The organism is Streptomyces sp. NPDC002676 (assembly GCF_053592455.1).
Genome location: NZ_JBSFVT010000043.1, coordinates 1 through 21,373 on the forward strand (window position 1 = coordinate 1; position 21,373 = coordinate 21,373).

At 67.9% G+C, this 21,373-nt stretch carries 14 protein-coding genes; 5 read left to right on the top strand and 9 right to left on the bottom strand.

Translation table 11 applies throughout. The features are described from left to right. Positions 1–219: transposase (locus ACWD3E_RS42000; protein WP_451392755.1), on the bottom strand; the 219-nt coding region annotated here is incomplete at its 3' end. A 498-nt stretch (positions 220–717) separates the two neighbouring features. Here ACWD3E_RS42000 and ACWD3E_RS42005 point away from each other — a divergent pair. Further along, complete coding sequence (locus tag ACWD3E_RS42005; protein WP_451392742.1) at positions 718–1,239, top strand: lamin tail domain-containing protein; 522 nt, start codon at positions 718–720, stop codon at positions 1,237–1,239. 236 nt (positions 1,240–1,475) lie between these two features. Here the strand turns inward: ACWD3E_RS42005 and ACWD3E_RS42010 are convergent, their stop codons facing one another. From ACWD3E_RS42010 to cas5c, 6 genes are all read right to left on the bottom strand, one after another. Further along, entirely contained in the window at positions 1,476–1,682 is a 207-nt protein-coding gene (locus ACWD3E_RS42010) for a hypothetical protein (protein WP_451392743.1), read from the bottom strand. Positions 1,683–1,856: 174 nt separating this feature from the next. Then, the gene (locus tag ACWD3E_RS42015) at positions 1,857–3,386 is read right to left on the bottom strand and encodes a gamma-glutamyltransferase (RefSeq protein ID WP_451392744.1); all 1,530 of its coding nucleotides are present in this window, start codon (positions 3,384–3,386) and stop codon (positions 1,857–1,859) included. Positions 3,387–4,154: 768 nt separating this feature from the next. Next, positions 4,155–4,304, bottom strand: a complete 150-nt coding sequence (locus tag ACWD3E_RS42020) for a hypothetical protein (protein WP_451392745.1) — start codon at positions 4,302–4,304, stop codon at positions 4,155–4,157. Positions 4,305–5,145: 841 nt separating this feature from the next. Beyond that, a complete protein-coding gene (gene cas7c, locus ACWD3E_RS42025; protein ID WP_451392746.1) occupies positions 5,146–6,015 on the bottom strand; it encodes a type I-C CRISPR-associated protein Cas7/Csd2 in 870 nt (289 codons plus the stop codon). A gap of 50 nt (positions 6,016–6,065) precedes the next feature. Then, entirely contained in the window at positions 6,066–7,904 is a 1,839-nt protein-coding gene (gene cas8c / locus ACWD3E_RS42030) for a type I-C CRISPR-associated protein Cas8c/Csd1 (RefSeq protein ID WP_451392747.1), read from the bottom strand. Position 7,905: 1 nt separating this feature from the next. Beyond that, on the bottom strand, positions 7,906–8,676 hold the full coding sequence (gene cas5c / locus ACWD3E_RS42035; RefSeq protein ID WP_451392748.1) for a type I-C CRISPR-associated protein Cas5c: 771 nt from the start codon (positions 8,674–8,676) through the stop codon (positions 7,906–7,908). A gap of 158 nt (positions 8,677–8,834) precedes the next feature. Here cas5c and ACWD3E_RS42040 point away from each other — a divergent pair, with 158 nt between their 5' ends. From ACWD3E_RS42040 to ACWD3E_RS42050, 3 genes are all read left to right on the top strand, one after another. Continuing rightward, positions 8,835–11,174 (top strand): CRISPR-associated endonuclease Cas3'', encoded by a 2,340-nt coding sequence (locus ACWD3E_RS42040; protein ID WP_451392749.1) that lies wholly within the window; start codon positions 8,835–8,837, stop codon positions 11,172–11,174. A gap of 2,005 nt (positions 11,175–13,179) precedes the next feature. Then, positions 13,180–13,605, top strand: a complete 426-nt coding sequence (locus tag ACWD3E_RS42045) for a hypothetical protein (protein ID WP_451392750.1) — start codon at positions 13,180–13,182, stop codon at positions 13,603–13,605. Then, the gene (locus tag ACWD3E_RS42050; protein WP_451392751.1) at positions 13,602–13,817 is read left to right on the top strand and encodes a hypothetical protein; all 216 of its coding nucleotides are present in this window, start codon (positions 13,602–13,604) and stop codon (positions 13,815–13,817) included. The genes ACWD3E_RS42045 and ACWD3E_RS42050 overlap by 4 nt, the downstream gene beginning before the upstream one ends. A 287-nt stretch (positions 13,818–14,104) precedes the next feature. On the opposite strand, the gene ACWD3E_RS42055 is transcribed toward ACWD3E_RS42050, so the two are convergent. Both ACWD3E_RS42055 and ACWD3E_RS42060 read right to left on the bottom strand, forming a co-directional pair. After that, entirely contained in the window at positions 14,105–18,451 is a 4,347-nt protein-coding gene (locus tag ACWD3E_RS42055) for a hypothetical protein (RefSeq protein ID WP_451392752.1), read from the bottom strand. Then, positions 18,408–19,313, bottom strand: coding sequence for a hypothetical protein (locus ACWD3E_RS42060; RefSeq protein WP_451392753.1), 906 nt, complete (start codon positions 19,311–19,313; stop codon positions 18,408–18,410). Before ACWD3E_RS42060 ends, ACWD3E_RS42055 begins: the two co-directional genes overlap by 44 nt. Before the next feature lie 803 nt (positions 19,314–20,116). On the opposite strand from ACWD3E_RS42060, the gene ACWD3E_RS42065 reads away from it, so the two are divergent. Next, positions 20,117–20,995: a hypothetical protein gene (locus tag ACWD3E_RS42065; RefSeq protein WP_451392754.1), complete on the top strand. Its 879-nt coding sequence runs from the start codon at positions 20,117–20,119 to the stop codon at positions 20,993–20,995. Positions 20,996–21,373 lie beyond the last annotated feature (378 nt).

The following is a 21,373-nucleotide window of genomic DNA, read 5'->3' on the forward strand; positions in this document are numbered from 1 at the left end:
CTTCGCCCGGGTGCCGTTGCGGCTGTTGCCGTTGTTCTTCCCAGTCGGGTCGTGCTTCTCGTAGCCGACGTGGTCGGTGATCTCGCCTTCCAGGGCTGACTCCAGCACCCGCTTGGTCAGCAGCTGCAACAGCCCACCCTCGCCAGTCAGCTGCAGTCCGTCGTTCCGGGCCCGGTCAACCAGCATCGCAACGAGCTGCTCGTCAGATCCGCCGTTGATTAGACACTCCCGCGCCGCCGCGTGCGTGGCCGCAGGGGCTTTTCGGGTGGCGGTGCGTGGGGGAGTGGACTCGCCGTTCTGCGTGGTCTCACCGTCCGCGTAGGCCACGTTCGCCGGATGCGCCACGCCCTGGTCGTGTGCTGCGCGTGTCCTGGGCGCTGGTCAGTGGCTGTTACTCACTTTCGGGTGACGGCCCAGGCGCCGGTGTGGTGGCGTGGTGTGGCGGACCGGTGGTCCGGGGCCGGGCGCCAGGCGGCGGCCGGGGGTGAGGGGACGTCACCCGTGTGCCGTGCGGCGGTGGATGGGTGGTGCATCCGACAGTCACGCGAATATGGGCAATCAGTAACAGCTGTCGCGTATCGCCCATAGTTTCGGCACTCGGACTGCACGGTGTGGATGTGCGGCCGACCGGCCACACACCAGAACCACACCTCTGGGGGCGGCTGCAGCTTTGGCCGTGGTGCTCGGGGTGTGGTGACGGCCGTGAAGGGGGACCTCGTGTCCGTTTCTGTGATCGCCCGCCGTGTGACCGCTGCCGCAGCCGGGGCTGCTGCTTGCGTGGGGGCGGTGGCGTTGCCGGCGTCGGCCGCCGACCACCACCCGGGCCGCGATCGTGCCCGGGTGTACATCAGCGCCGTGCAGTACGACTCGCCTGGCCGGGACAACCGCTCGAACCGGTCGTTGAACAGGGAGTGGGTGGATGTCACCAACTCCACCCGGTGGGCGGTGAACCTGGACGGCTGGACGTTGTCGGACGAGGCGGGCCACACCTACACCTTCCGCCACTTCTGGCTGGAGGGCCGCGGAACCGTCCGCGTCCACACGGGCGAAGGCCGTGACACCTACACCGACGTGTTCCAGGACCGCCGCTACTACGTGTGGGACAACGACCGGGACACCGCGACGCTGCGCAACGACCGGGGCCGGTTCGTCGACGAGGAGTCCTGGGGCCACCGCCGTGACGGCGGCCACGACCGTGACGGCGGTGGCGAGCGTCACGGTGGTGACCACCGCCGCTGACAAGGCCGCGGATAGCATCGGGCGGCAACCCCGCCGCACTGATCGGCACCCGTGTTTACGGTGCGCTCCCACCCAGGCGAGGGGTGGGAGCGCACCGCCGTTCCCGGTCTGCGCACCGTCATCGTGGTTCCGGCCCGCCAGGGGCCGCTCGACCTGCCGGGTGATCAGGTGTGCGGAGGCATCGATGACTTCGGGGGTCTCGGGCCTGCCATGGAGATTCTGCCCGGCTGCGATGGCTATTCCCAGGGCCGCGGCTGCGCGTGCCACAAGACTCTGAGCCAGTCGGGCGGGTTGGTGAGGAACTTGTCCACCAGCCGGGCCGTGATGGACCGAGCGGCGCCCTGTGCTGTTCCAGCGGTCAGGTCGGCACCGGCTGCGGGCTGCTGCGGGATGGGCTCGGGGCCGGGCGGCTGGATGGACGCGGAGCCCCCGGAGCCGTACATGTGGGTGGCCCCCTGACCACCGTCGGCCGAGACCCTGGCCGCCCGGGCCCGCCAGATCCTCAAGGACGGCCGCGCCGCCCGTCACGGCCGGAGCGTGCGGGCCACCTCGGCCGGGCTGCCGACCCTCGGCAGGCGCCCCTGAGCCGTGGACGACGGTTGCCGTTGGGGCGGCTGTTAGTGCCAACGGTGGAAGGTGTCTGCGGGGTCCACGGCCAGATAGGTCTCCGGCGTCGTGGACTCCAGTGTGCCGGGCGAGATGGTGAACTCCGGATTCTCGCCCACCCGGGACGTCCACGGCTGGTGGTCTGCCTCGAGGAACGCGTCTCGCACTTGGCGCCGGAGGCGGGGCCGGGCGTCGTCCTGACGCTCGCGGTACTCACGCCTGGCGGCCTCCACCCTTCGATCGATCTCACCCTCGCGCAGCTCGGCGCCCCCCACGTCTTCGGCACGCAGACCTGGGATACGCGCGGCGATGTCCCGGTCGGCCCAGTACAGCGACTCGCAGGCGGCGAAGAGCCGTCGGGACATGCCGAGAGAGACCTCCGTGCCCGGCATGCGGGCTGTGAGAAACGCCTCCAGCCCGACCTCCCGCGCCTGCTCGTCGGAGGGCTCGCCGGGCCGTCCACGCAGCGCATCGCGGCGTTGGCGGGTCGCTTCATCGTCTTCCGTCAGGGTGAGCAGGCCCGACGCACGCCGGCGCTCCGCGCGATTCCGGGCGACGGGAACAAGACGGAGCCGCGAGGAGGAGGCGATCCCCACGGCCCGCAGGGAGAGGAAGAGCAGCATTTGGGACCGGGCAACGTCCAGGAGGCGAACTCCGCTTTCGTCCTCCTCGAGGTTGTCCTCCATGGAGTACGGCCCAGGTGAGGCTGGCGAGGCATTGGGCGCAGTGCCGGACGGCCCGGTCTGCCTACCTGGGTGATGTTCGTGGCGGATCGTAACGAACAGGTCGTTCCTCGGGGTGGCATGACGCAGGAGACCCGTCCCGCACAGGATCAGGCGGTGATCGAGACCGTGGGGGTGAACCACCGTGCAACCCCCCTTCAACTGCTCCCACCCGCGATTCAGCCGGCCCGGCCGGATGTCGCCTCCCTTTGCCTCGATCAGCCAGTGGCGGTCCTCACCCTCGTGCCGGCCCCACAGGTCCGGCCGTGGATTCTTCTGTCCCTTGACCGGCTTCGTGTGCTGAGCGGGATCGGTGATCCCTAGTGGCCACTTATCCTCAATGTGCCAGGTCTGCCCCAGGCCCATCAGAGAGCGGCAGGCCCACTCGGCCATGGTCATGCCCATGCGGTAGGCGAAGGCGCCGCGGGCGCTGGACTCCGTGCCTTCCTGCAGGACGACGTTCGAGGTCAGGCGACGACCCGAGTTACCTGGATGGAGCTTCGGTCCATCGTGGAGGTCCAGGTAGGTATCCATAGGGGCGATCCGTGCGCAGATCTCGCGCAAGGCGTAGTGCGGGCGATCCAGCCACGCGGACAGATCACGGCCCACCTCAACGGCAGCCTTGAGGATCTCCCTCCACGTGGTCGTTGGCAGGTACCACCCGTCGACGTCGGGGAAGCGGGTGGCCTGCCAGGAGGCCAGGTCATCTCGACGCCATTCGCCCTTGGTCCGGCCGCCAGGGCCATCACGGAAGAGGACTGGTATGTCGACGGCATCGGCGGCAAACGGCGGCGGCTGATCGTGCTTCTTCTCGGACACAAGAGCCCATTCTGGCGCGCGCTGCGCCGCCGTGGTGCCGGGCATCATGGCGGAGGGTCATGACAGCACCACCCCGTTGCGATCCTCGGTCGCCCCGGAGGGCGACCGCCATCCGGTTCATTCACCACGCCCCGGGGTACAGCCCGGCGTTGCGATCCTCAGTCGCCCCGGAGGGCGACCGCCACACCCGCCGTTGACGTTGAGGACGGTGGGTACGTCTTCGTTGCGATCCTCGGTCGCCCCGGAGGGTGCCCGCCACCGCGACCAGGCCGACGGTGGTCGGGTCGGCGGTGATGTTGCGATCCTCGGCCGCCCTTTACGGCGACCGTCAGGGTGCGTACGCGGTGCAGGTCGACTGCTACGTTGAGTTGCGACCCTCGGCCGTCCCCGGAGGGCGACTGCCACTCGTTGGCCCCGGCTACGAGATCCTCTACCTCCTGCCGTTGCGATCCTCGGTCGCCCGGGAGGGCGACCGCCATCGTGGGACGTCCTCGCGCAGAACGTGATGCCGTGGATGTTGCGATCCACGGCCGCCTGGGAGGGCGACCGCCATTTGCGCCTTCGCGTCGCTGTTGTACACGAAACCGCCGGTGTGATCCGTGGTCGTCCCGGAGGACGGCCGCCACGACGGCCGTCTGTGGCAGCACACCCGGCACGACAAGTTGTGATCCTCGGCCACCCCGCAGGGTGACCGCCACTCATGAACTCCTTCTTGCCACGCCACTTGCGGTAGTCGTTGCGATCCTCGGTCGCCCCGGAGGACAACCGCTATCCGATGAACGTCAGCCGGGTGGTGCGCTCGTGAGGGTCGTTGCGATCCTCGGCCGTCCTGGAGAGCGACCGCCAGTCGGCGTCGCCGCGCAGGTCGGCGCGGGAGAGTTGGTTGCGATCTTCGGCCGCCCGGAGGGCAACCGCCACCGGGGCCCGGGGAGTCCGATCAACCCCTCCCATACGACGTTGCGATCCTCGGTCGTCCCGGGGGACGACCGCCACGGGCAGTCGTCCAGGTCGGCGAGCAGCGTCCGGCCCATGTTGCGATCCTCGGTCGCCCCGGAGGGCGACCGCCACGGGCGGGCGCAGGGCTCGCACAGGCCGGCGTCGGTGTTGCGATCCTCGGTCGTCCCGGAGGGCGACCGCCACCACCCTGGGCCTGTACCTCGCCACCTGGTCCGGGCTGTTACGATCCTCGGTCGCCCCCGGGGGCGACCGCCACAGCGAGGCGGCCCGCAAAGAGGAGCACGACCAGACCGTTGCGATCCCCAGCCGCCCCGGAGGGCGACCGCCATCGTCAACTACGTGGTCTGGCGGATTGTCCAGGACCCGTTGCGATCCTGGGTCGCCCAGGAGGGCGACCGCCACCCGCGCACGTGGCGTCCGGCGTGGTCAACCTCGACCCGTTGCGATCCTCGGTTGCCCCAGAGGGCGACCGCCCCCCGGACGCCCCATAATTGCACGCACGCGCCAGTAGTTGTTGCGATCCTCGGTTGCCCCGGAGGGCGACCGCCACTCGCGCCGGAATCGCGCCAGTGCCCGCCGGAGTCCATGTTGCGATCCTCGGCCGCCTCGGAGGCAGCCGCCATCGTCTGAAGTTGCTTGAGTGCGTCCACTTCAATGTTGTTGCGATCCTCGGTCGCTCCTGAGGGCGACCGCCGCGGTCAACGGCGTCTGAAGTTTGGTCGAGATCGAGTTCGTTGCGACCCTCAGCCGTAGCTCGAAACGGTACGTAGCTCTGAGCCGTGTTCCGCGCTTTTGAGTCGGCTCAGTCGATGAGTCGGGTGAGGGTGACTCCGTCGGGGATATTGTCTTCGTCGATGTTGATCTGGTCGGCGTAGTCGTCCCAGGATCGTGCTTCGCTGTGGCCGAGCGGTTTGATGCGGATGAGGGCGAAGAGCTTGTGGGCGGGTGCTCGTCCGTAGGCGTCGTCGTGGGTGAAGATGTACAGGCCGCGGATGGCCATTTCGCCGCGGGAGGCGGCGCGGTCGTGGTCGAACATCATGGTCATGGCGTGCCAGTAGGCGGCCAGGTCTTCCGGGGTGACGCCGGCTTTCGTGCCGAGGGCTCCGGAGTAGAAGCCGTGGCCGCGGTACAGCCCGTAGGGCACGTAGTGCTTGTTGCCCATCTCGGTGACCTTGCCGTTGGCGAGGTCTTCGGGTTTGTTCGGGGCGACGCGGGTGATGCCGGCCTCGAGCGGGGTGACGGGGTCGATGGAGCGGGAGAAGGTGAGTTGCATGGGGCCGCGGGCCCTTCCGGCGTGCTTCTTCTGGTCGCCGACGGACATGACGGCGCCGAAGAGGCGCACGTCGTAGAAGTTGCGGATCATCCACTGCTGGGCGGTGGCGGTGTCGCCTTCCGTGGTGCCGCCTTCGTGGTAGGCGCGCTGGATCTGAGGGTTGAGGGCGACGCCTTCCTCGACGTACATCTCGAAGCCGGGCTGCCCCTGGTGGGCGAGGGTGATGGTGTTGCGGATCTTTCGCTTGAGGGCGACGTCGGTGATGATGCCCTGGCTGGTGATGGGGTCGGTGCGGGGCATGCCGCCGGCGTCGGGGTCGCCGTTGGGGTTGCCGTCCTTGACGTCGATGAGGAAGAGGTAGTCGTGCTTGCGGGTTGGGTCCAGGTGTGCGGCGGTCATGACTGTGCTTGATTCCTTTCCGAGGTGACGGTCCTGGGGCTGCGAGGCGCTTACCAGAGGGTGCTGTCGGTTGTGTCCGCGTCTTCGGCCGCTTCGGGGAGGGCGTCCGCTGTCTGGTCGGCGGCGAGTTCCTTGCCGGCTTCGCGGGCTTTGATGGCTTCGGCTGCGGCTCGGGCGGAGTGAGCGCGCTGGTGTTCGTAGCCGAGGATGAACAGGGCCTGCTGCTCGGCGTTGAGGTGGGCGGGGAGGGTGTCGAGCAGGTCGAAGGCGTCCCGCAGTCGGTTTTCCATGGCCTTGGCGGCGGGCTCGCTTTTGCGGGCGATGGTGCGCAGGTGGGGGCGTGCGCCGATGCGGAGGCGGGTGAGGACGGCTCGGGGCGAGACGACGGCTGTGGTCAGGTACTTGTCGGTGATGGTGGTGTTGACCTTGGGCATGGCTTTGCGCTGGATCGCTTCGAGCATGGCCATGATCCGTCCGCACACGTATCCGGGTTCGGTCGAAGTGGTGTTCAGCTGGGGCACGCACAGCTCCTTGTGGCGGGTGGTCGTACGGGTCAGGGCGAGGCGCAGCAGCGCGATGCGGGGCCGGTCGATGTGGTGGTCGGCGCGGATGCGCTGCATGAGGACCGGCAGGACATGGGCCGGCGGCGGTGTGCCGTGGAGTGCGGCTTTGGCCAGGTCGGCTTGCAGATGCTTGGGGATGGTGGTGTCGATGTATGTGTTCTTGCGCTTGTCCCAGCGGGCGGCGGCCAGGGCCAGGCGCCAGATGGGCCAGTAGAGGTAGGTGTTGTTCCAGCCGTCCCAGGTCTGCTGGTCGGTGAACCAGGTTCCGAGCCGCTGTTTGAGTTCGGGGACGGGGATGGTGATCCAGTGGGCGATGATGACCCTGTTGGTGTTCACCCGCAAGGTGACGGCGTGGAAGGCGTCGTCGTCGAGGGCGGCGAGCGCGTCACGTCCCTTGTGGGGGTGGTGGAGGCCGTCGACGAGTTGGGCAACCTCGGTGGGTTCGGGGTTGTCCAGGGTCCACATGTCGGTCTCTGTGGTGGCGTTGCGGGTCCACCACACGATGGCGGAGTCGCCGGCGCGGGTGTGGTGCTCGGGGTCGGCCAGCAGCGTATTCAGGGCGGTGGCGGCCTTGGTTCCGCAGTCGACGCAGACGGGGGTGGCACCGAGCTGCTTGATGCCGGCCCGGTAGTGGGCGGGCTGGTTGAGGCAGATCAGCTGGGTGTTCATCCCGGAGTTGGGAAGGCCCTTGACGGGGACCGGAAGGGTGGACAGCAACGCTCCCGTTTGCCCGCAGACAAGGCAGATGCCTTCCTGATCCTTGCCAGGCTTGCCGCTCTTCGTGCTCTTGACCTTTTCTGCCCACCAGCGCTGGGCCTGGGGGAGGTCGTGGATCCACTCGCCGTCCACGCTGATGGCGACGAGGTGCCCTTGATCCATCTCCTCGGGCCAGTCGTCCGGCGTGAAGGGTCTGTCCAGCCACTGGGCCAGGGTGCGGGCTTGGGGAAGGCCGGGGTGCTCGTTGCACCAGGAGGTCACCATGGCGCGGTAGGCGGTGTGCCGCTCCTCGGCCTTGGTGATGTCCTTCTGGTCGGTCGACGGAATCTTCTTATCGTCCGCACCCTTCACCAGGCCGGGGTGGCCGAGAACGTACAGCGCGCTGTCGGCGAGCAGGAACGGCGGCGGGTTCTTCCCGGAGCGGCCGGTGTAGGGGGCGGTGACCTTCCGCGGCTCTTCCCCCTTGCCGGGACGCTGGTCGATGATCAGCGGCTCGGCATCGCTGGTGCTGGAAAGGTCGATCTGCCACATGATCGGACGCCGCTGGTAGTAGTCGGGGACGGCGTCCTCGCGGCTGTCGGCGTGCTGGACGAGGTTGTGCAGGAGCACTTCAGGCCGTCCCCTCGGCAGAAGCGCGGCCCTCGGCCCCGGGCATTTGGCCATCCTGCGCGGGGGCGAGCGGGCGGTCCGGCACGTGGAGAACACCGCGCTCAAGACGGGCGCGGAACCAGTGGTAGCGCTCCTTGCCTTTCGGCAGGTACTCGATGTGGTGGAGCATCAGCCCGATCTCGTCGATCGGGGGGATGCCGGCCTGGTCGGCGGCGGTGACGACACCGGCCTCCTGCGCTGATCCGCGGGGGCCGAAGAACGCCGCGAACTCCCGGCACCCGAAGTGGGGTTGCTCAAAGCAGGCACCGCGCTTGACGCGGCGGTCGAACTGGTCGCGGTACTTTGGCAGCGGCGCGGTGCAGCGGTCGGTGGCGTTGATGGTGGCGTGGATGCGGTAGGCGACCTCGCGCAGTGCGACGGTGACGCGCTGCCCGCGGTCCTCGGCGACGTCATACCGGTAGCCGTTGTTGGCGCGCAGGTCCTCGAAGGTCTTCTTGGTGATGATCGAGTTGTTGACCTCGTTGCGGCGGAAGCTGGTCCACTGCACCGGCTTGAGCAGTTCGATCCGCTCGATCTGGTAGGTGATCTCCGGCTTCCACAGGATCGCCTCCAGCAGCCCCCTTGCCGCCGACGGGGTCATGACCGGGTAGGAGACCCGTTCGACCTTGAGTTCCGGACGCGTGAAGCATGCCAGCGGACCCCAGGCCTCCACCTGCACGGGAAGTGGCCGGTCAGCCCTCTCTCCACGCTGTCGTGATTGTGTAGAAATCATGCACCTTCCCGCCTCATGTCCTAGCTGGCTCGGCCCGTTGTCAGTGCTGACGGATAGCGTCGTCGCACTGCCCCGATCCACGACCTTCGGTACGCAGGCCGGTAGTGAACTACGGTCATCTAGTCGGATCTCAACGCATAAGTGATGGTAAGTCAAGTATGGTTGCAGAAAAGGCACTTGATGAGATATCGGGACGTATGCCAGCCCCAGCAGGCAGGCTCGTAGCCCACTCACCGGGCCGTCGGGGCGTCTGGCACTGGTACGAAGACCACGCCCGAGGCACCGGCGAACTGGCCCGGCGTTTCGCCGAGCCATGGGGAGGCGGAGAACTCGCCTATAGGCTGGGACGCGACCACGACACCGGCAAGGGTGCGTGCGCCTGGCAGGACGGCCTGATCGAAGAAGCCACAACCGGCCGGAAGGTCCGCCGCCCCGCACACCATGACGCCGGGGCGTTCCTGTTCGCTCAAGTAGCCCGGCAGCATCCGGTACTGACACCGTTCGCCGGCGTCATCGAGGGACACCACACCGGCTTGTCCGCCTGGTCGGAACTCAGTGTCCGGCTCAAGGGCCTGATGCGGGACTCCGGAAAGGTCAACGAGGCGATCAGCCGGGTCGCCGAAGTCATGCCGGAGATCCTTGACGGAACCTGCCCGGCTGTCCCGGACTGGCTCGACCCGTGCAACAGGATCAGCGTGGAGATGCTGGTCCGCATGACCTACTCGGCTGTGGTCGACGCCGACCGGCTGGACACCACCGCGCACTTCAGACCGGGCCCACCTCCCCGGCCGGGTGCGGGCATGCCGGAGTTGTGGGAGCGGTACGAGACCCGCCGCCAGGAGGCCCTTGCCGAGCGTCGACGCCGCAAGGAGCCCTCGTGGCTGGACGGGCTCCGAGAGGAGGTCTATCAGGAGGCGATCGAAACCGCGGCTGGCGAGCCGGGGGTGTACCGGCTGCACCTGCCGACCGGCGCCGGCAAGACCTTCGCCGGCGGAGGATTCGCACTCCGACATGCCGCGCTGCACGGACTGCGGCGCGTCATCGTCGCGGTCCCGTTCATTTCGATCACGGAGCAGAATGCGGCTGTCTACCGGAGCCTGCTGGATCCAGAACACGGGCCGCGGACGGTGTTGGAACACCACTCCGCCGTGAACTTCGAGGCGCCTGAACGGCACGCACCACGATCATCGGGCACCTCAAGCGACGTATACCAAGACCAAAGGCGCGCTTACCCTAACCGGTGGGCGAAACTGGCCGCGGAGAACTGGGACGCCCCGTTCATCGTCACCACCACGGTCCGGCTGATCGAGAGCCTGTTCGGCAACAGCCCGTCAGCCACCCGCCGACTGCACCGGCTCGCCCACTCCGTCATCGTCCTGGACGAGGTACAGGCCCTCCCCGACACCCTACTGACACCGATCCTGTCCGGCCTGCGGGAGCTCGTCGAGCACTACGGCGTGACCCTGGTCCTGTCCTCGGCCACACAACCGGAACTCACCGCACTGAACCCCTGGCAGACCGGCCTGCCACAGCGCGACATCGTCGCCAACCCCGCGCCGCTTTTCCAGCGGCTCCGCCGGGTCCGGTACGACTGGCGCACCGGCCCAGAGGCGACCCTCAAAAGCATCGCCGCAGAGGCCACAACACACGGCCAGGCTCTGATGGTGGTCAACGGAACGAAAGACGCCAACCACGTGCACAAGGTCTGGCTTGGCGACCGCGACGAGGACCCCAGCACCCTGCACCTGTCGACCCGCATGACCGGCGGCCACCGCAGAGAAACCATCCAAGCGGCAAAGCAACGCCTTGACGCCGGCCTGGACACACTGCTGGTGTCGACATCGCTGATCGAGGCCGGCGTCGACCTCGACTTCCCGCGCGGATACCGCGCCAGATCGCTGCCAGAGTCCGAACAGCAAGCCGCCGGGCGCATCAACCGTGAAGGGCACCGCCCGACCGAAGACAGCATCATGACTATCTTCGAACCGACAGACGGTCTCCAGCCACAAGCGATCTACAACCGATGCGGCATCGCCGCAGCATCCCGCCGCTTCGGCAAGGGCCTCGCAGCCCCAGACGATCTGGACATACTGCGCTCCTACTACCAGCACCGCTACCGACTCCAGGCCGGACGCTCCTCCACAGACCCCAACGGAGCAACCGGAGAAGCCATCGAAGCACTGCGAGAAAAGCTGGACTACCCGGAAACCGCCCGCAGAATGCGCATGATCGACAACGAGCACTCCGTAGCCATCGTCGCCATCCGCTCCCAGCTCAACCAGAACGACCGGCAGGCCGCCCAAAATGCCATCGAACAACTCCGTAGCGGGATACCAACCCCCGAGACCTACCGCACACTCCAGGCCCACATGGCATCCATCCCACAACGAGAACTGGAAACAGCGATCAAGGCTGGACACGCTGTCGAAATCGCCGGTGATCTATACGAGTGGACAGGCCCCTACCACCCCCAACGAGGAATCGAACCCGCCGTCTAGTGAGACGGGCAGCGACTGAAGGTCCCACCGATCGATACAGTGTTCCGGGACAGTGGCGTCCTGGCGGTCGTCCTTCGGAGCGCCCGAGGATCGCAACGACCATGACCAGAAGGTTTACGAGGTCACCCACGAGTGGCGGTGGCTCTTCGGGGCGACCGAGGATCGCAACGTGGACAGCAGGGCGACCAGGGTTTCCAGCCGCCGGGTGGCGGTCGCCCTCCGGGGCGACCGAGAATCGCAACCCGCGAAGGCAGGCGCACCCGACGTCGAAGTCGACGTGGCGGTCGCCCTTCGGGGCGACCGAGGATCGCAACGGAAAGTACGTCGCGGTCCGGCTCGAAGACGGCCACGTGGCGGTCGCTCTCCGGGGCAACCGAGGATCACAACAACAAGGGGCAGGTCTGGGACGTCGTCCGCGGCGCCGTGGCGGTCGCCCTCTGGGGCGACCGAGGATCGCAACGACGCTCAAGGAGACTTCAAGGGCCTGCGCTACGTGTGGCGGTCGCCTTTCGGGGCGACCGAGGATCGCAACAACAGCCTCACCCAGCAGCGCGGACCGCTGGTGAACGTGGCGGTTACCCTTCGAGGCGACCGAGGATCGCAACAGCCAGTCCGGGCGAACCCGGCAACGGACACCGGTCGTAGCGGTCGCCCTTCGGGGCGACCGAGGATCGCAACGGTCTCACAGCGAGCGATGCCGGGCTCGGCGCGCTCTGGCGGTCGTCTTTCGGGGCGGCCGAGGATCGCAACTTGTGCGCGTCGAGCAGGTGCGCCACCTCGGCGACCGTGGCGGTCGCCCTTTGGGGCGACCGGGATCGCAACCTCGTCCCCGAGACGCTCCGCAGCCAGCTGCTCCAGCATGGCGGTCGCCCTTCGGGGAGACCTAGGATTGCAACTTCGGGCCGGCGCCGGAAGAACCGCGCGTACGGTCGCTCTCCGGAGCAACCGAGGATCGCAACACCGGCCACCCGGTGCGCCACCAGTATAAGCTCCCGATGGCGGTCACCGTCTGGGGCGACCGAGGATCGCAACGACGAGACGTGGGTGTACACCAAGGGTGGCAACACGTGGCGGTCGCCCTTCGGGGCGACCGAGGATCGCAACACGTGCATCGCCAGCACCTCGTAAACGGCCTTTGCCGTGGCGGTCGCCCTTCAGGGTGACCGAGGATCACAACGACGTGGAAGCGGACCCGTGGGCGGGCGCACAGGAGTGGCGGTTGCTCTTCGGACGGCCGAGGATCGCAACCCCTCATCCCCGAACGACTGGGCGGAGTACCCGGCGCTGGCGGTCGTCCTTCGGGACGGCCGAGGATCGCAACCATGCGGGCCGGGTGTCGGCTGCGCCTCGGTTGTTCCGCTGGCGGTCGTCCTTCGGGACGGCCGAGGATCGCAACATCACGGTCACGTAGGCGGGGAGCGTCTCCGTGGCCGCTGGCGGTCGTCCTTCGGGACGGCCGAGGATCGCAACGAGCAGTTCGGGCAGCAGGTTGGCCGTGTCGGCGGCGCTGGCGGTTGTCCTTCGGGACGGCCGAGGATCGCAACGGTCCCACCATCGACCGCCTCCGCGGCCTGCCCACGCTGGCGGTCGTCCTTCGGGACGGCCGAGGATCGCAACGGGTCGGTCAGGACGGGCTTGCCGAGCAGCATGTCCTGGCGGTCGTCCTTCGGGACGACCGAGGATCGCAACGTCCAGTGGCGCGGCGGCCTGAACCTCACCTACTCCGGTGGCGGTTGTCCTTCGGGACGACCGAGGATCGCAACTCCAGCGTCGCCTACGACATGGTCGTGCCGAACCTGGTGGCGGTCGTCCTTCGGGACGACCGAGGATCGCAACCGGGCGTGCGAAGCTGACAAGAGGCAAGGGGGTGCTGGTGGGGACGGCCGAGGATCGCAACATCGTCGTCCGGCCGCGAGCTCGCGCTCGGGCCCGAAGGTGACTCGTTCCGCCACCGGCATGGACGCACGTCAACATCGATGCCACCCCCGGCGTCCTGAGCCAGGCCGTGTACCGCCTCAAGGTCGATGACGCCGTCGGGGGATTCCACCATCCCGACCACTGCATCGACGACCAGATCGAAGAACTCGTCGACGCCTGCGAGCAGGCCGCTGCCGAGCGAGAGCAGTACGCGGCCGACCTCCAGGCCCAGTGCGACGGCCTGGAGGAGGATCCCCTGCTCGTCGCACTCGGCAACGCTCGGGCGGCCAAGGAAGCAGCCGACCGTGAGATCCGTCTGCTGCTCGCCTATGGCCGTGAGTTCCACGGGGAGCGTCCCTACAAGCTCGAGCCTCTGGCCCAGGCCAGCGGCTATACCGTCTCCGGCATCCGCACCGCCTACACCGACCAGGACGTCGCCGCTGTGAGCCGGGGCATCGAACGCCAGCCCAACAGTCGCCGCTACCAGAGCCGGGAGGACACCGATCCCACATGACCGACGCAGGCTGCACCTGCCCCACCCCCTGGCCCGCCCTGATCACGGTCGTCGAGGAACGCTGCTACACCGTCGTACCTGCAGCCGCCCACACCCCCGCCTCCGCGCTCTACCTAGCCCGCTGCGCCGGCTGCGGAGCCCGCTACACCGGGCCATGGCGGCGACTTGGCGCCACGTCCCGAGCCCGTCCGAGCCGACTTGCTCAGGACTAACGACCGGCTCATTGCAGGGCGGCACATCAGGCCCGCCGCGGCAGCCGTGCATGCGACCAACCGCCGCTCCAGCCCAGGCAGGGCGGCAGTTGGCGGCCGGTAGCGTGACCCCGCCGATCCAACCGGTCTAGCCGCAATCTTCCCCTCGACGGCTGGCTTCGCCTCAAGTCCTCTTTGATCAAGCATCAGCACCTGCCCTCACCAAGCAGGGCCGGCTGAATCTGGCCACCGTCATCGATGACTGCTTCACTGCCACGGCCGCGGCTGGCCTGCCGGCCACAAAGGCTTCATTGAGACAGGAAGGAGCTGTCGAGCTCGATGACCGCGAGTCCTTCGTCGTCGCCGATCGCGAGGAGGGGCCCGAGCGCGGCCACGGCCCGCACTCGAGATCGGCGATGCAGGGTGGCCAGAGGGCGCAGGGCGATTAGATCCCAGAACCGGACTGTGTGGTCTTCCCCGCCTGAGACCAGGAACGGATAGCCGTCGGGCAGGGTACCGAAGGCCACCGAGGACACCCAGTCCTTGTGGCCATCGAATGCATGCGGCGGCTCGTCCGGATCCGCCGTGAGGTCCCACAGCAGGACCGGCGACGGCCACGGTCGCTCGGCTATCCCGCCGAACGGCGTGCCAGCGGCGAGCAGAAGGCGGCCATCCGGCCCCGTGGCGAGTGCCGTCGAGGAGATCGAGTAGTGCATGTGGGTGCGGCAGACCAGCGCGCCGCTGACGGCATCCTGTACGCGGACTTCGTCGTACAGCGAGTCGACGAGCAGGAAGCGTTCTTCGGCCCGAGTGCCGCGTTCAAACGAGGGCACCCTCGTGCGGCTGATGCCGGTAGCAGAAGCGGAATCCCAGAGGACTGCGCCGCTGATCGGATCCTGGTACCTCGATTCCGCTCCCATCGTGCTACCGAGCAACAGACGACCGTTCGAGGCGGTTTGGAGCCAGACGCGTGCGCCGGCGGGCGTGGGCGCCAACTCGACTGGGGAGCCTGTAATCGCATCCCACAGACACGGTCTGCCGCCTTTCCAAGACTCGTTGTTGGCGAGCAGAAGGCGCCCTGACGACGCGGTGCCGAGTTCGACGGGCTCGAACAGGCGGTGGGGAATGAGCCGGAGCCCCGCCCATTTACTGCCTTCCAGACCCCATAGGCGCACGCGTGCATAGTCGTCCCTTGAGGCCAGACGAATCGGCCCGTCCGCCGAGCAACCGAGAACCGCTTCTTTCATGGGCCTTGGATCCCCGCGGTGGAAGGGTCGGCTGGCCGGGTCCCAGAGGCGCACGGTGCCATCCGCACCGCCGGTGGCGAGTAGGAGAGGTCCGTGCGGCGCTGCGCCGAACGTAAGCGCTTTCAACGGCCCTCGGTGCCCAAGGAGGGGATGGTTGATCGTGCTGCCAGAACGCAGGTCACACCGTTGGACTGCGAAGTCACGAGTTTGGTATGCCACCAGCCACTGGCCCTCAGAGGTCTCGCCGAATTCCTCATGCGGCGTCCAGTCCTCTTCGGTGAGGGGGACCGGCCTGCCGAGTCGGGTGGCGTTGGCTGCGTTCCAAAGTTGCATCTCGTCGGTCTCGTCAAGACACACGCATGCTGGGAGTGTGCCGGCAGTGACGCCGACCGCTGCCACCCGGCCAGCGTATTGGTGGTCCGCTACCAGACTGGCGGTTGACAGATCGCCCGCATTCGTCCACCTCCAAAGCAGCACCGTGCTGTCGTCGCTCTTCTCACCTGGGCTTGCTCCGATGAGCCAAAAGCCGCCATCCGGTGCCGGTCCGACGGCGAGCTCGGTCAGACTGCTTGCGCCCGTCAGCTCCGCGACGTGGTCTCCGCTAGCGCCGTTCCACACGTTCACTGCGTGTCCGACTGCGGCGGCAAGCAGCATTCGATCATCCGGTGGAGGGAGGAACACCAACGAGCGCACCAAGCGGCCAGCGTAGGCGGGCTCGGTGAGCAGCGCACCAGTGTCCGGCTCCCAGATCCGTACGGTGCCGGCCGCGCTGCCAGTGGCCAGCCGGAGGCGTCCGTCGTGAGTGTGTCCAAAGGCCAGTGCGGTGGTTGCTGGACGGCCGCGGCCGACAACTCCGCTAAACGTGATGAGCGGCTCCCCGACTGAAGAACCAGTCTGTGCATCCCATACTTGAGCCCGGCCGTTGACGGTGCCTGCGGCTAGCAGGAGACGGCCGTCCGGTGCCGCGCCGAGCGCGACTGCCGTGACCTCGTCGCCGGGGGCAGTCAGAGTCAGCAGGCTGTCGTCGAAGGTGACGGCCGCCAGGCGGGTCCGGTAGACGGGGGTAAGACCGGTGGGGGAGTCGGCGAGATCGCTGCTCAGGGCGAGCGCCGACTCCTGCAGGTAGGCGGCGTTGAGTTCGGGCCTGGAGCCGAGCAACGGCCGGGCACGCCGGTAGACCCTGGCGGCGTCACGCAACTCGGCCACGGTGGGGGGGAGCAGTGGTGTCAGTGTGACTGGGTCAGCGACGGCGAGCAGGCCCACCTCGTGGGTGAGGTCCGCCAAGGTGGTGGCCCCGGCCTGGGAGGCGTGCAGCGCGAGGTAGGTGCGCAGGTACGGGTGAGCGGAGGCCCAGTCACGGTGTCCCTCACCATAGCCCGACACGGTGTTCACCAGGGCGTCCGCAATGACCTGCTGAACCGTTTCCGGGCTCCTCACCGGTGCCGTGGCGGCCGGGAGGCTTCGGAGATGGGTGGTGAGGAGGTGGTGCACGGGTCGGAAGACGGACCGTTGCCCCGGCCCGACGTCTTCTACGATGTAGGCGCCCGCCCGGTCGAGGAGCCGACGCACGTCGTGGTCGGTCACCGTCTCTTCTGTGGCAGGTCCGGCCAGGGCACGTGCTACTGGCACCCAGATGTTTTCCCAGGGCAGCCCGGGCCCGTTGGCCCAGGCGAGCGCCCGCAGCAGGGCGTGCGCCACCGGCACGTTGTCGGTCAGGCGGGCAAGGTCCTCCTCGAAGGCCTCGCTCAATGTGCTTGGCAGGCGCGCCCGCCAGTGGGCGGTGGCGAGGTCGGCGGGTGACGGCCGGCTGCGAGTGGACCGGGCCAGCAACTGGTCGACCAGGAAGGACTCCGCCCGCTGGTTGCCCGCCACTGCGGTGGTGGCCCGGTCGGCGAGCGTGCGGGCGACGGCGTCCACCACCTCCGGTGCGGCTGACCGGTAGGGCGTCGAGACGTCCGGCTCGTGGGTGGCCAGCAGCAGCTCGCGGATGTATTCGACCAGCGCCTCGGGGTCAAGGAAGGGCTCGGTGTCCAGATCGATCGACAAGTCGGTCGGCCCGATCCGGTCGAGGAGGTGGCGCCTGGTTCCAAGGGCGACACGCAGGCCGTGCCGGTGAGCCAGCGGCACCAGCAGTCCGTCCAACAGGGAGCAGGGCCCGGTGGCCTCGTCAATGGCGTCGACGACGACCGCCCACTCCTTCCTCTCCGGGACGGTGCCCAGGTCCTGCAACAGTCCGATCGCGCTGTCGGTCCGGCGGCCAAGCTGGCCTGCGATCTCCCGGGCGACCTGGTCGGCGTTGAGCCCGTGGCCGTGCACGGCGATCAGCGGGGCATCGACGGGAACAAGCCCCGCAGCACGGGACACCAGCAGATTCCGTGCCGTCCCGCCGGGGCCCAGCAACTGCTCACGGCCCCCTGGTCGGCTCAGCTGGACGGGCAGGGCGAGCAGCGTGGACTTCCCCGATCCCGGACTGCCAGTGACCACTGCGAGGCCGCTGCGCCCGGCGGCGGTCAGCCACTCGACGAGGTCGACGGCGGCCCTGACTCTGCCCGAGCGGCCGGTGAGGTAGAAGCCGGTCGTGGCTTCGGGGGCGCCGTGCAGCCGGGAGATCCAGTGCTGCTCGCTGACGGTCAGTCCTGCTACACCGGGTTCGTGCATCGGGTTGGGGAAGAACGGCGCCAGCCCTATGCCCCCTTCACGGGGCAGGAAGTGGCGCGTCATCTGCCCTTCGGTACCCAGGATGACGTTGATCGCGTACGAAATGCTCTCCAGACCCAGGTACGGCATGCTGGCCCCAGCCAGCGGCTCTTGCAGCGCCTCGGCCAGCGCGTCGGCGAACCGGCCGTCCTTCGCGTACTCCAGGCCGCCAGCACTGGCCAAGACCCACACGCGTTTATTGCCGAAGCACTTCACTACGTCGCCGATTTCCTCCGCGCCCTTGCCGGCGAAGCAGCAGTCGATGATCAGCAGCACCTCCGGCTGCTCCGGCTCAGGCACACCATCCTCGTCCTGAGGCATCAGCAGGACGGGCAAGTCCGCCACGGATAGCGCCGACGTGAGCAGCATCGAGGGCTTTGATGCCCGGACCATCAAGTAGTAGTGATCGCGGTCCGGATGGGCGCCATGGCCCGAGTAGTAGACGATGACGAGGGGGTGGGCGCGGGCGACATCACCGATGGCTCGCTTCAGAGGATCAAGCTCGGGGTCGAGGTGGTATGGCGGATCGCTGGCCACCGGCGTGATCCCGAGCCGACCGAGCTCCGTGACGACCGTCCGTAGCGATGTGGGTACCTTGGGCAGGTGCGAGAGGCCGGGATGGTCGTAGGAGCCCGTACCGGCCGCAAGCAACACCGGCGGTGGCCGCTCAGGTCTGGGGTTGTTCCCCGGGAACCCCTTGGCCGAGGACATGTCCAAGAGCACTTCCCGTCTCTCGCGCATTCAGGTAGTTCGTCGCGGCGTGCGGATGGGCGGGATCGTTAATCACCCGCCGGTCGTCGACCTGGCCATCGGGCGGTGGCCCAGGGAACAGACCAGCCAGCTCGGGCCGGAGAGCGACGATGTCGTCGTGATCGGCGACGTTGACCCAGGTGGGCACGTCACCCGGCCAGGGTCCGAGGCCGTTGACCGGCGCCGGGCTCAGCCGGTCAAAGATCAGATGGGGCATTCCAAGCGGGCTGCCGAGGGTCAGCAGCAGCCGGATCGAGGCCGGGCGGGAGCGGTAGAGGTACTCGTAGGCGATGACCGAGCCGAGCGAGTGGCCGATCAGCACCCGGGTGTCGTTACCGACCCGTTTCCCGAGCCGCCGCAGCACGGCGCCCTTGGTCGCCGGGTCGGTGAGATAGTCCGATACCTGCCGGAGGTTGCCAATGAACGCGCGCTCCGCCACGCCGGCGAAGGTGCGCGAGCGCAACAGCTGCCTGAGCATGAACGCCGTGGCGGCCCGATCCAGTCGCATGGCGCCCTCCGGCGGGGCCAGGTCGGGTTCCCTTTCGAGCGCAGCCCCATAAAGCACCGTCAACAAGTCGCGGTCAAGACCCGGCCGGATGTCGTCCGGGCCGTAGGCCGGTTCGCCCACCGGCATCGCACCGGTCGGCCGGAAGAGGTCCGCGAAGAACGCCACCCGCAGGTCCTTGTCGGCCAACGCCTCGGCCACGATGTCCCAGCCGGCCACGTCCAAACCGCCCCGCAGCGCGTTGAACCAGGACGATTCGAGTTCGTACGAGCTGCTGAACTGCTGCGCCATTCCGTGGATCCCGACGATCAACGGCATACCTCGATTCTGCTCCTAGCGTCCGCCGCCCGCACCCGCTCACCTGAGGAGGAGGTCGTCGACCCAAGCACGCAGGCGCTCACACAGGAGACGGCCCGTACCAGCGGCTCCCAGCGCAGCGTGATCGGTCGCCCGGCACTATGCGGCCGAGGAGAGAGCAGGTCCCGTGCGACGGGAGGGGTGCTGAGGGGCGACATGGGAGTCGTCGCAGTGGGTGGCGACGGTCGTCTCCCCCGAAGGGTCTGTCGTGTGCGTAGCGTGTGGCGGGCAGTGTGGCTGGCTCGGTGTGCGGGGAGGCGGCTGATGGCCGTTGGGGTCCCGCTCCGGCCAGGCCCGCCAGGGCGAGGCCGGCTCGATCTACAGCGCCCGCACCGGTGGCCAGGCGCCTGCCGGGATGGCTGTAGCCGCGCACCGGTGCACCTGGTCGCACTTTGAGTCGATCCGCGGCGAAGGCCTCCCGGTGCCCTGAAGTCGGCGTGGCAGGCCACCCGGACCGAGGCACACAACGAGCACGTGCCTCCCGCCAGCAAGACGAGCGGCCAGTTGCAGAAGCCCGCTCTCCGTCCCACCGTACGAACGCCAGCGGCCGGCACGCCAGACCCACCACCTGAGGATCACGGCCCAGCAGCATCAACTGGTCCCGCATCGCAGCGCTCCCGTACGCCACCAGCCGGTAGGGTAGTGCTCTTCGGGCTGCTTGGCTCCCGGAGTCCTAGAGGCGACTGCTCATGAATTTCCGCCCCGTGACTGCTGGTTCCGATGCCGCGATACACCACGTGTGGCGACTTCCCACTGCTGACGCCGTGCGGGGACACCGAGCCCTTTGGTGGAGCGTCGGGCCCGCCGGGGAGCTTGCGATCCTGCTGGTCCACCGGCGATACCTTGATCACACCCGCTACATCAAGGGGTGGATCGGGTGGGGGCCAAAAGTCCCGTTCACGGGTGAGCTGGTCACCGTCACGGGACAGGAAGAGCGGCGCATCCTGGTGAAGGACATTCGGATCCGGCCCAGCCACTTGGCCCTGCTCCCGGATTCCCGATTCCTGCTGGTGAGCGGCCGTACGTTCCGGAACGAGACCGAGGGCCCCTGGGCGCCCAACGCCGTGGTGTTCTCCCCATCAGGTACACCTGAGGCCGAGTTCTGCATCGGTGACGACATACCCGCCCTGGTCACCGACTTCCATGGAGGCATCTGGACGGCTTACGGCGACGAGGGCATCTACGGCGGCCACCCCGAGTCAGCAGCGGGCCTCGCGGGCTGGAACACCCAGGGCCAGACCTCCTGGACGCCCAAGGGCCGGCTACCCGACCACCCACTGGAAGGCTGCACCGCCGCGACCGAGAACGACCAGGTATGGCTCGTCTGGTACTCCGGCAGCAGCCGAGGCGGCACCTTCCTGACACGGATCACTCCGTCCACCGGCGACGTTGCCAGCTACCACAGCCCCGTCCCCAACCCGGACGGATTTGCGGTCCGCGGCAGCAGGGCAGTACTCACTCGCCGAGACCACAACAAGCGGTCCGTTGAGCTCACACGTGCCGAGCTCAACGGCACCACCTGGGAAGTAACCAGCCGCCGTCGGTTGCGGGTGCCCGGTCGAGTCGTCATGCGCTGCGGCCAAGGCCGCGACGGTTCCCTCTGGCTCCGCACAGGCAACACCTGGCTGCGCGTAGAAGCATGAACACTCCCACGGAATTACAGTAAGCAAACGGGTAGTTGCGTGTGTGTGGCCTGCGGTTTTCCCGCTGGAGAGGCCAGCTGCGCTGGTTCGTTGATTGATGGGCGGCAGCGTTTTGTCAGTTGGTGGCCGCGTGGGTGTCAGTTGGTGTTGTTGCTGGTGGGTGTCTGGTCTTTCGGGTTTTTGCTGACGTTGCTGTGGTGTGCGTGGTGACAGGTTTGCGGTTTGAGTGCTGTCGGTCTGTTGTGGTGTCTATGGGTCTGCTGTTGGTTGGTTGCTCGCTCTGAGATGCCATCCGCTTTCCGAACGTGATCGTTTAGTTCGGGTGGGTGGGCATGAACTCCCTTTCGTGGCGGGAGAGATGGGCGTGGTTCGTCCGCT

What these genes read in the sequence shown, in the direction of transcription:
- ACWD3E_RS42040 (WP_451392749.1), top strand. Translation starts at nt 8,835, where the DNA reads ATGGTTGCAGAAAAGGCACTTGATGAGATATCGGGACGTATGCCAGCC.
- ACWD3E_RS42060 (WP_451392753.1), bottom strand. Translation starts at nt 19,313, where the DNA reads ATGCCGTTGATCGTCGGGATCCACGGAATGGCGCAGCAGTTCAGCAGC.
- cas7c (WP_451392746.1), bottom strand. Translation starts at nt 6,015, where the DNA reads ATGACCGCCGCACACCTGGACCCAACCCGCAAGCACGACTACCTCTTC.
- ACWD3E_RS42010 (WP_451392743.1), bottom strand. Translation starts at nt 1,682, where the DNA reads ATGTACGGCTCCGGGGGCTCCGCGTCCATCCAGCCGCCCGGCCCCGAG.
- cas5c (WP_451392748.1), bottom strand. Translation starts at nt 8,676, where the DNA reads ATGATTTCTACACAATCACGACAGCGTGGAGAGAGGGCTGACCGGCCA.
- ACWD3E_RS42050 (WP_451392751.1), top strand. Translation starts at nt 13,602, where the DNA reads ATGACCGACGCAGGCTGCACCTGCCCCACCCCCTGGCCCGCCCTGATC.
- ACWD3E_RS42055 (WP_451392752.1), bottom strand. Translation starts at nt 18,451, where the DNA reads ATGTCCTCGGCCAAGGGGTTCCCGGGGAACAACCCCAGACCTGAGCGG.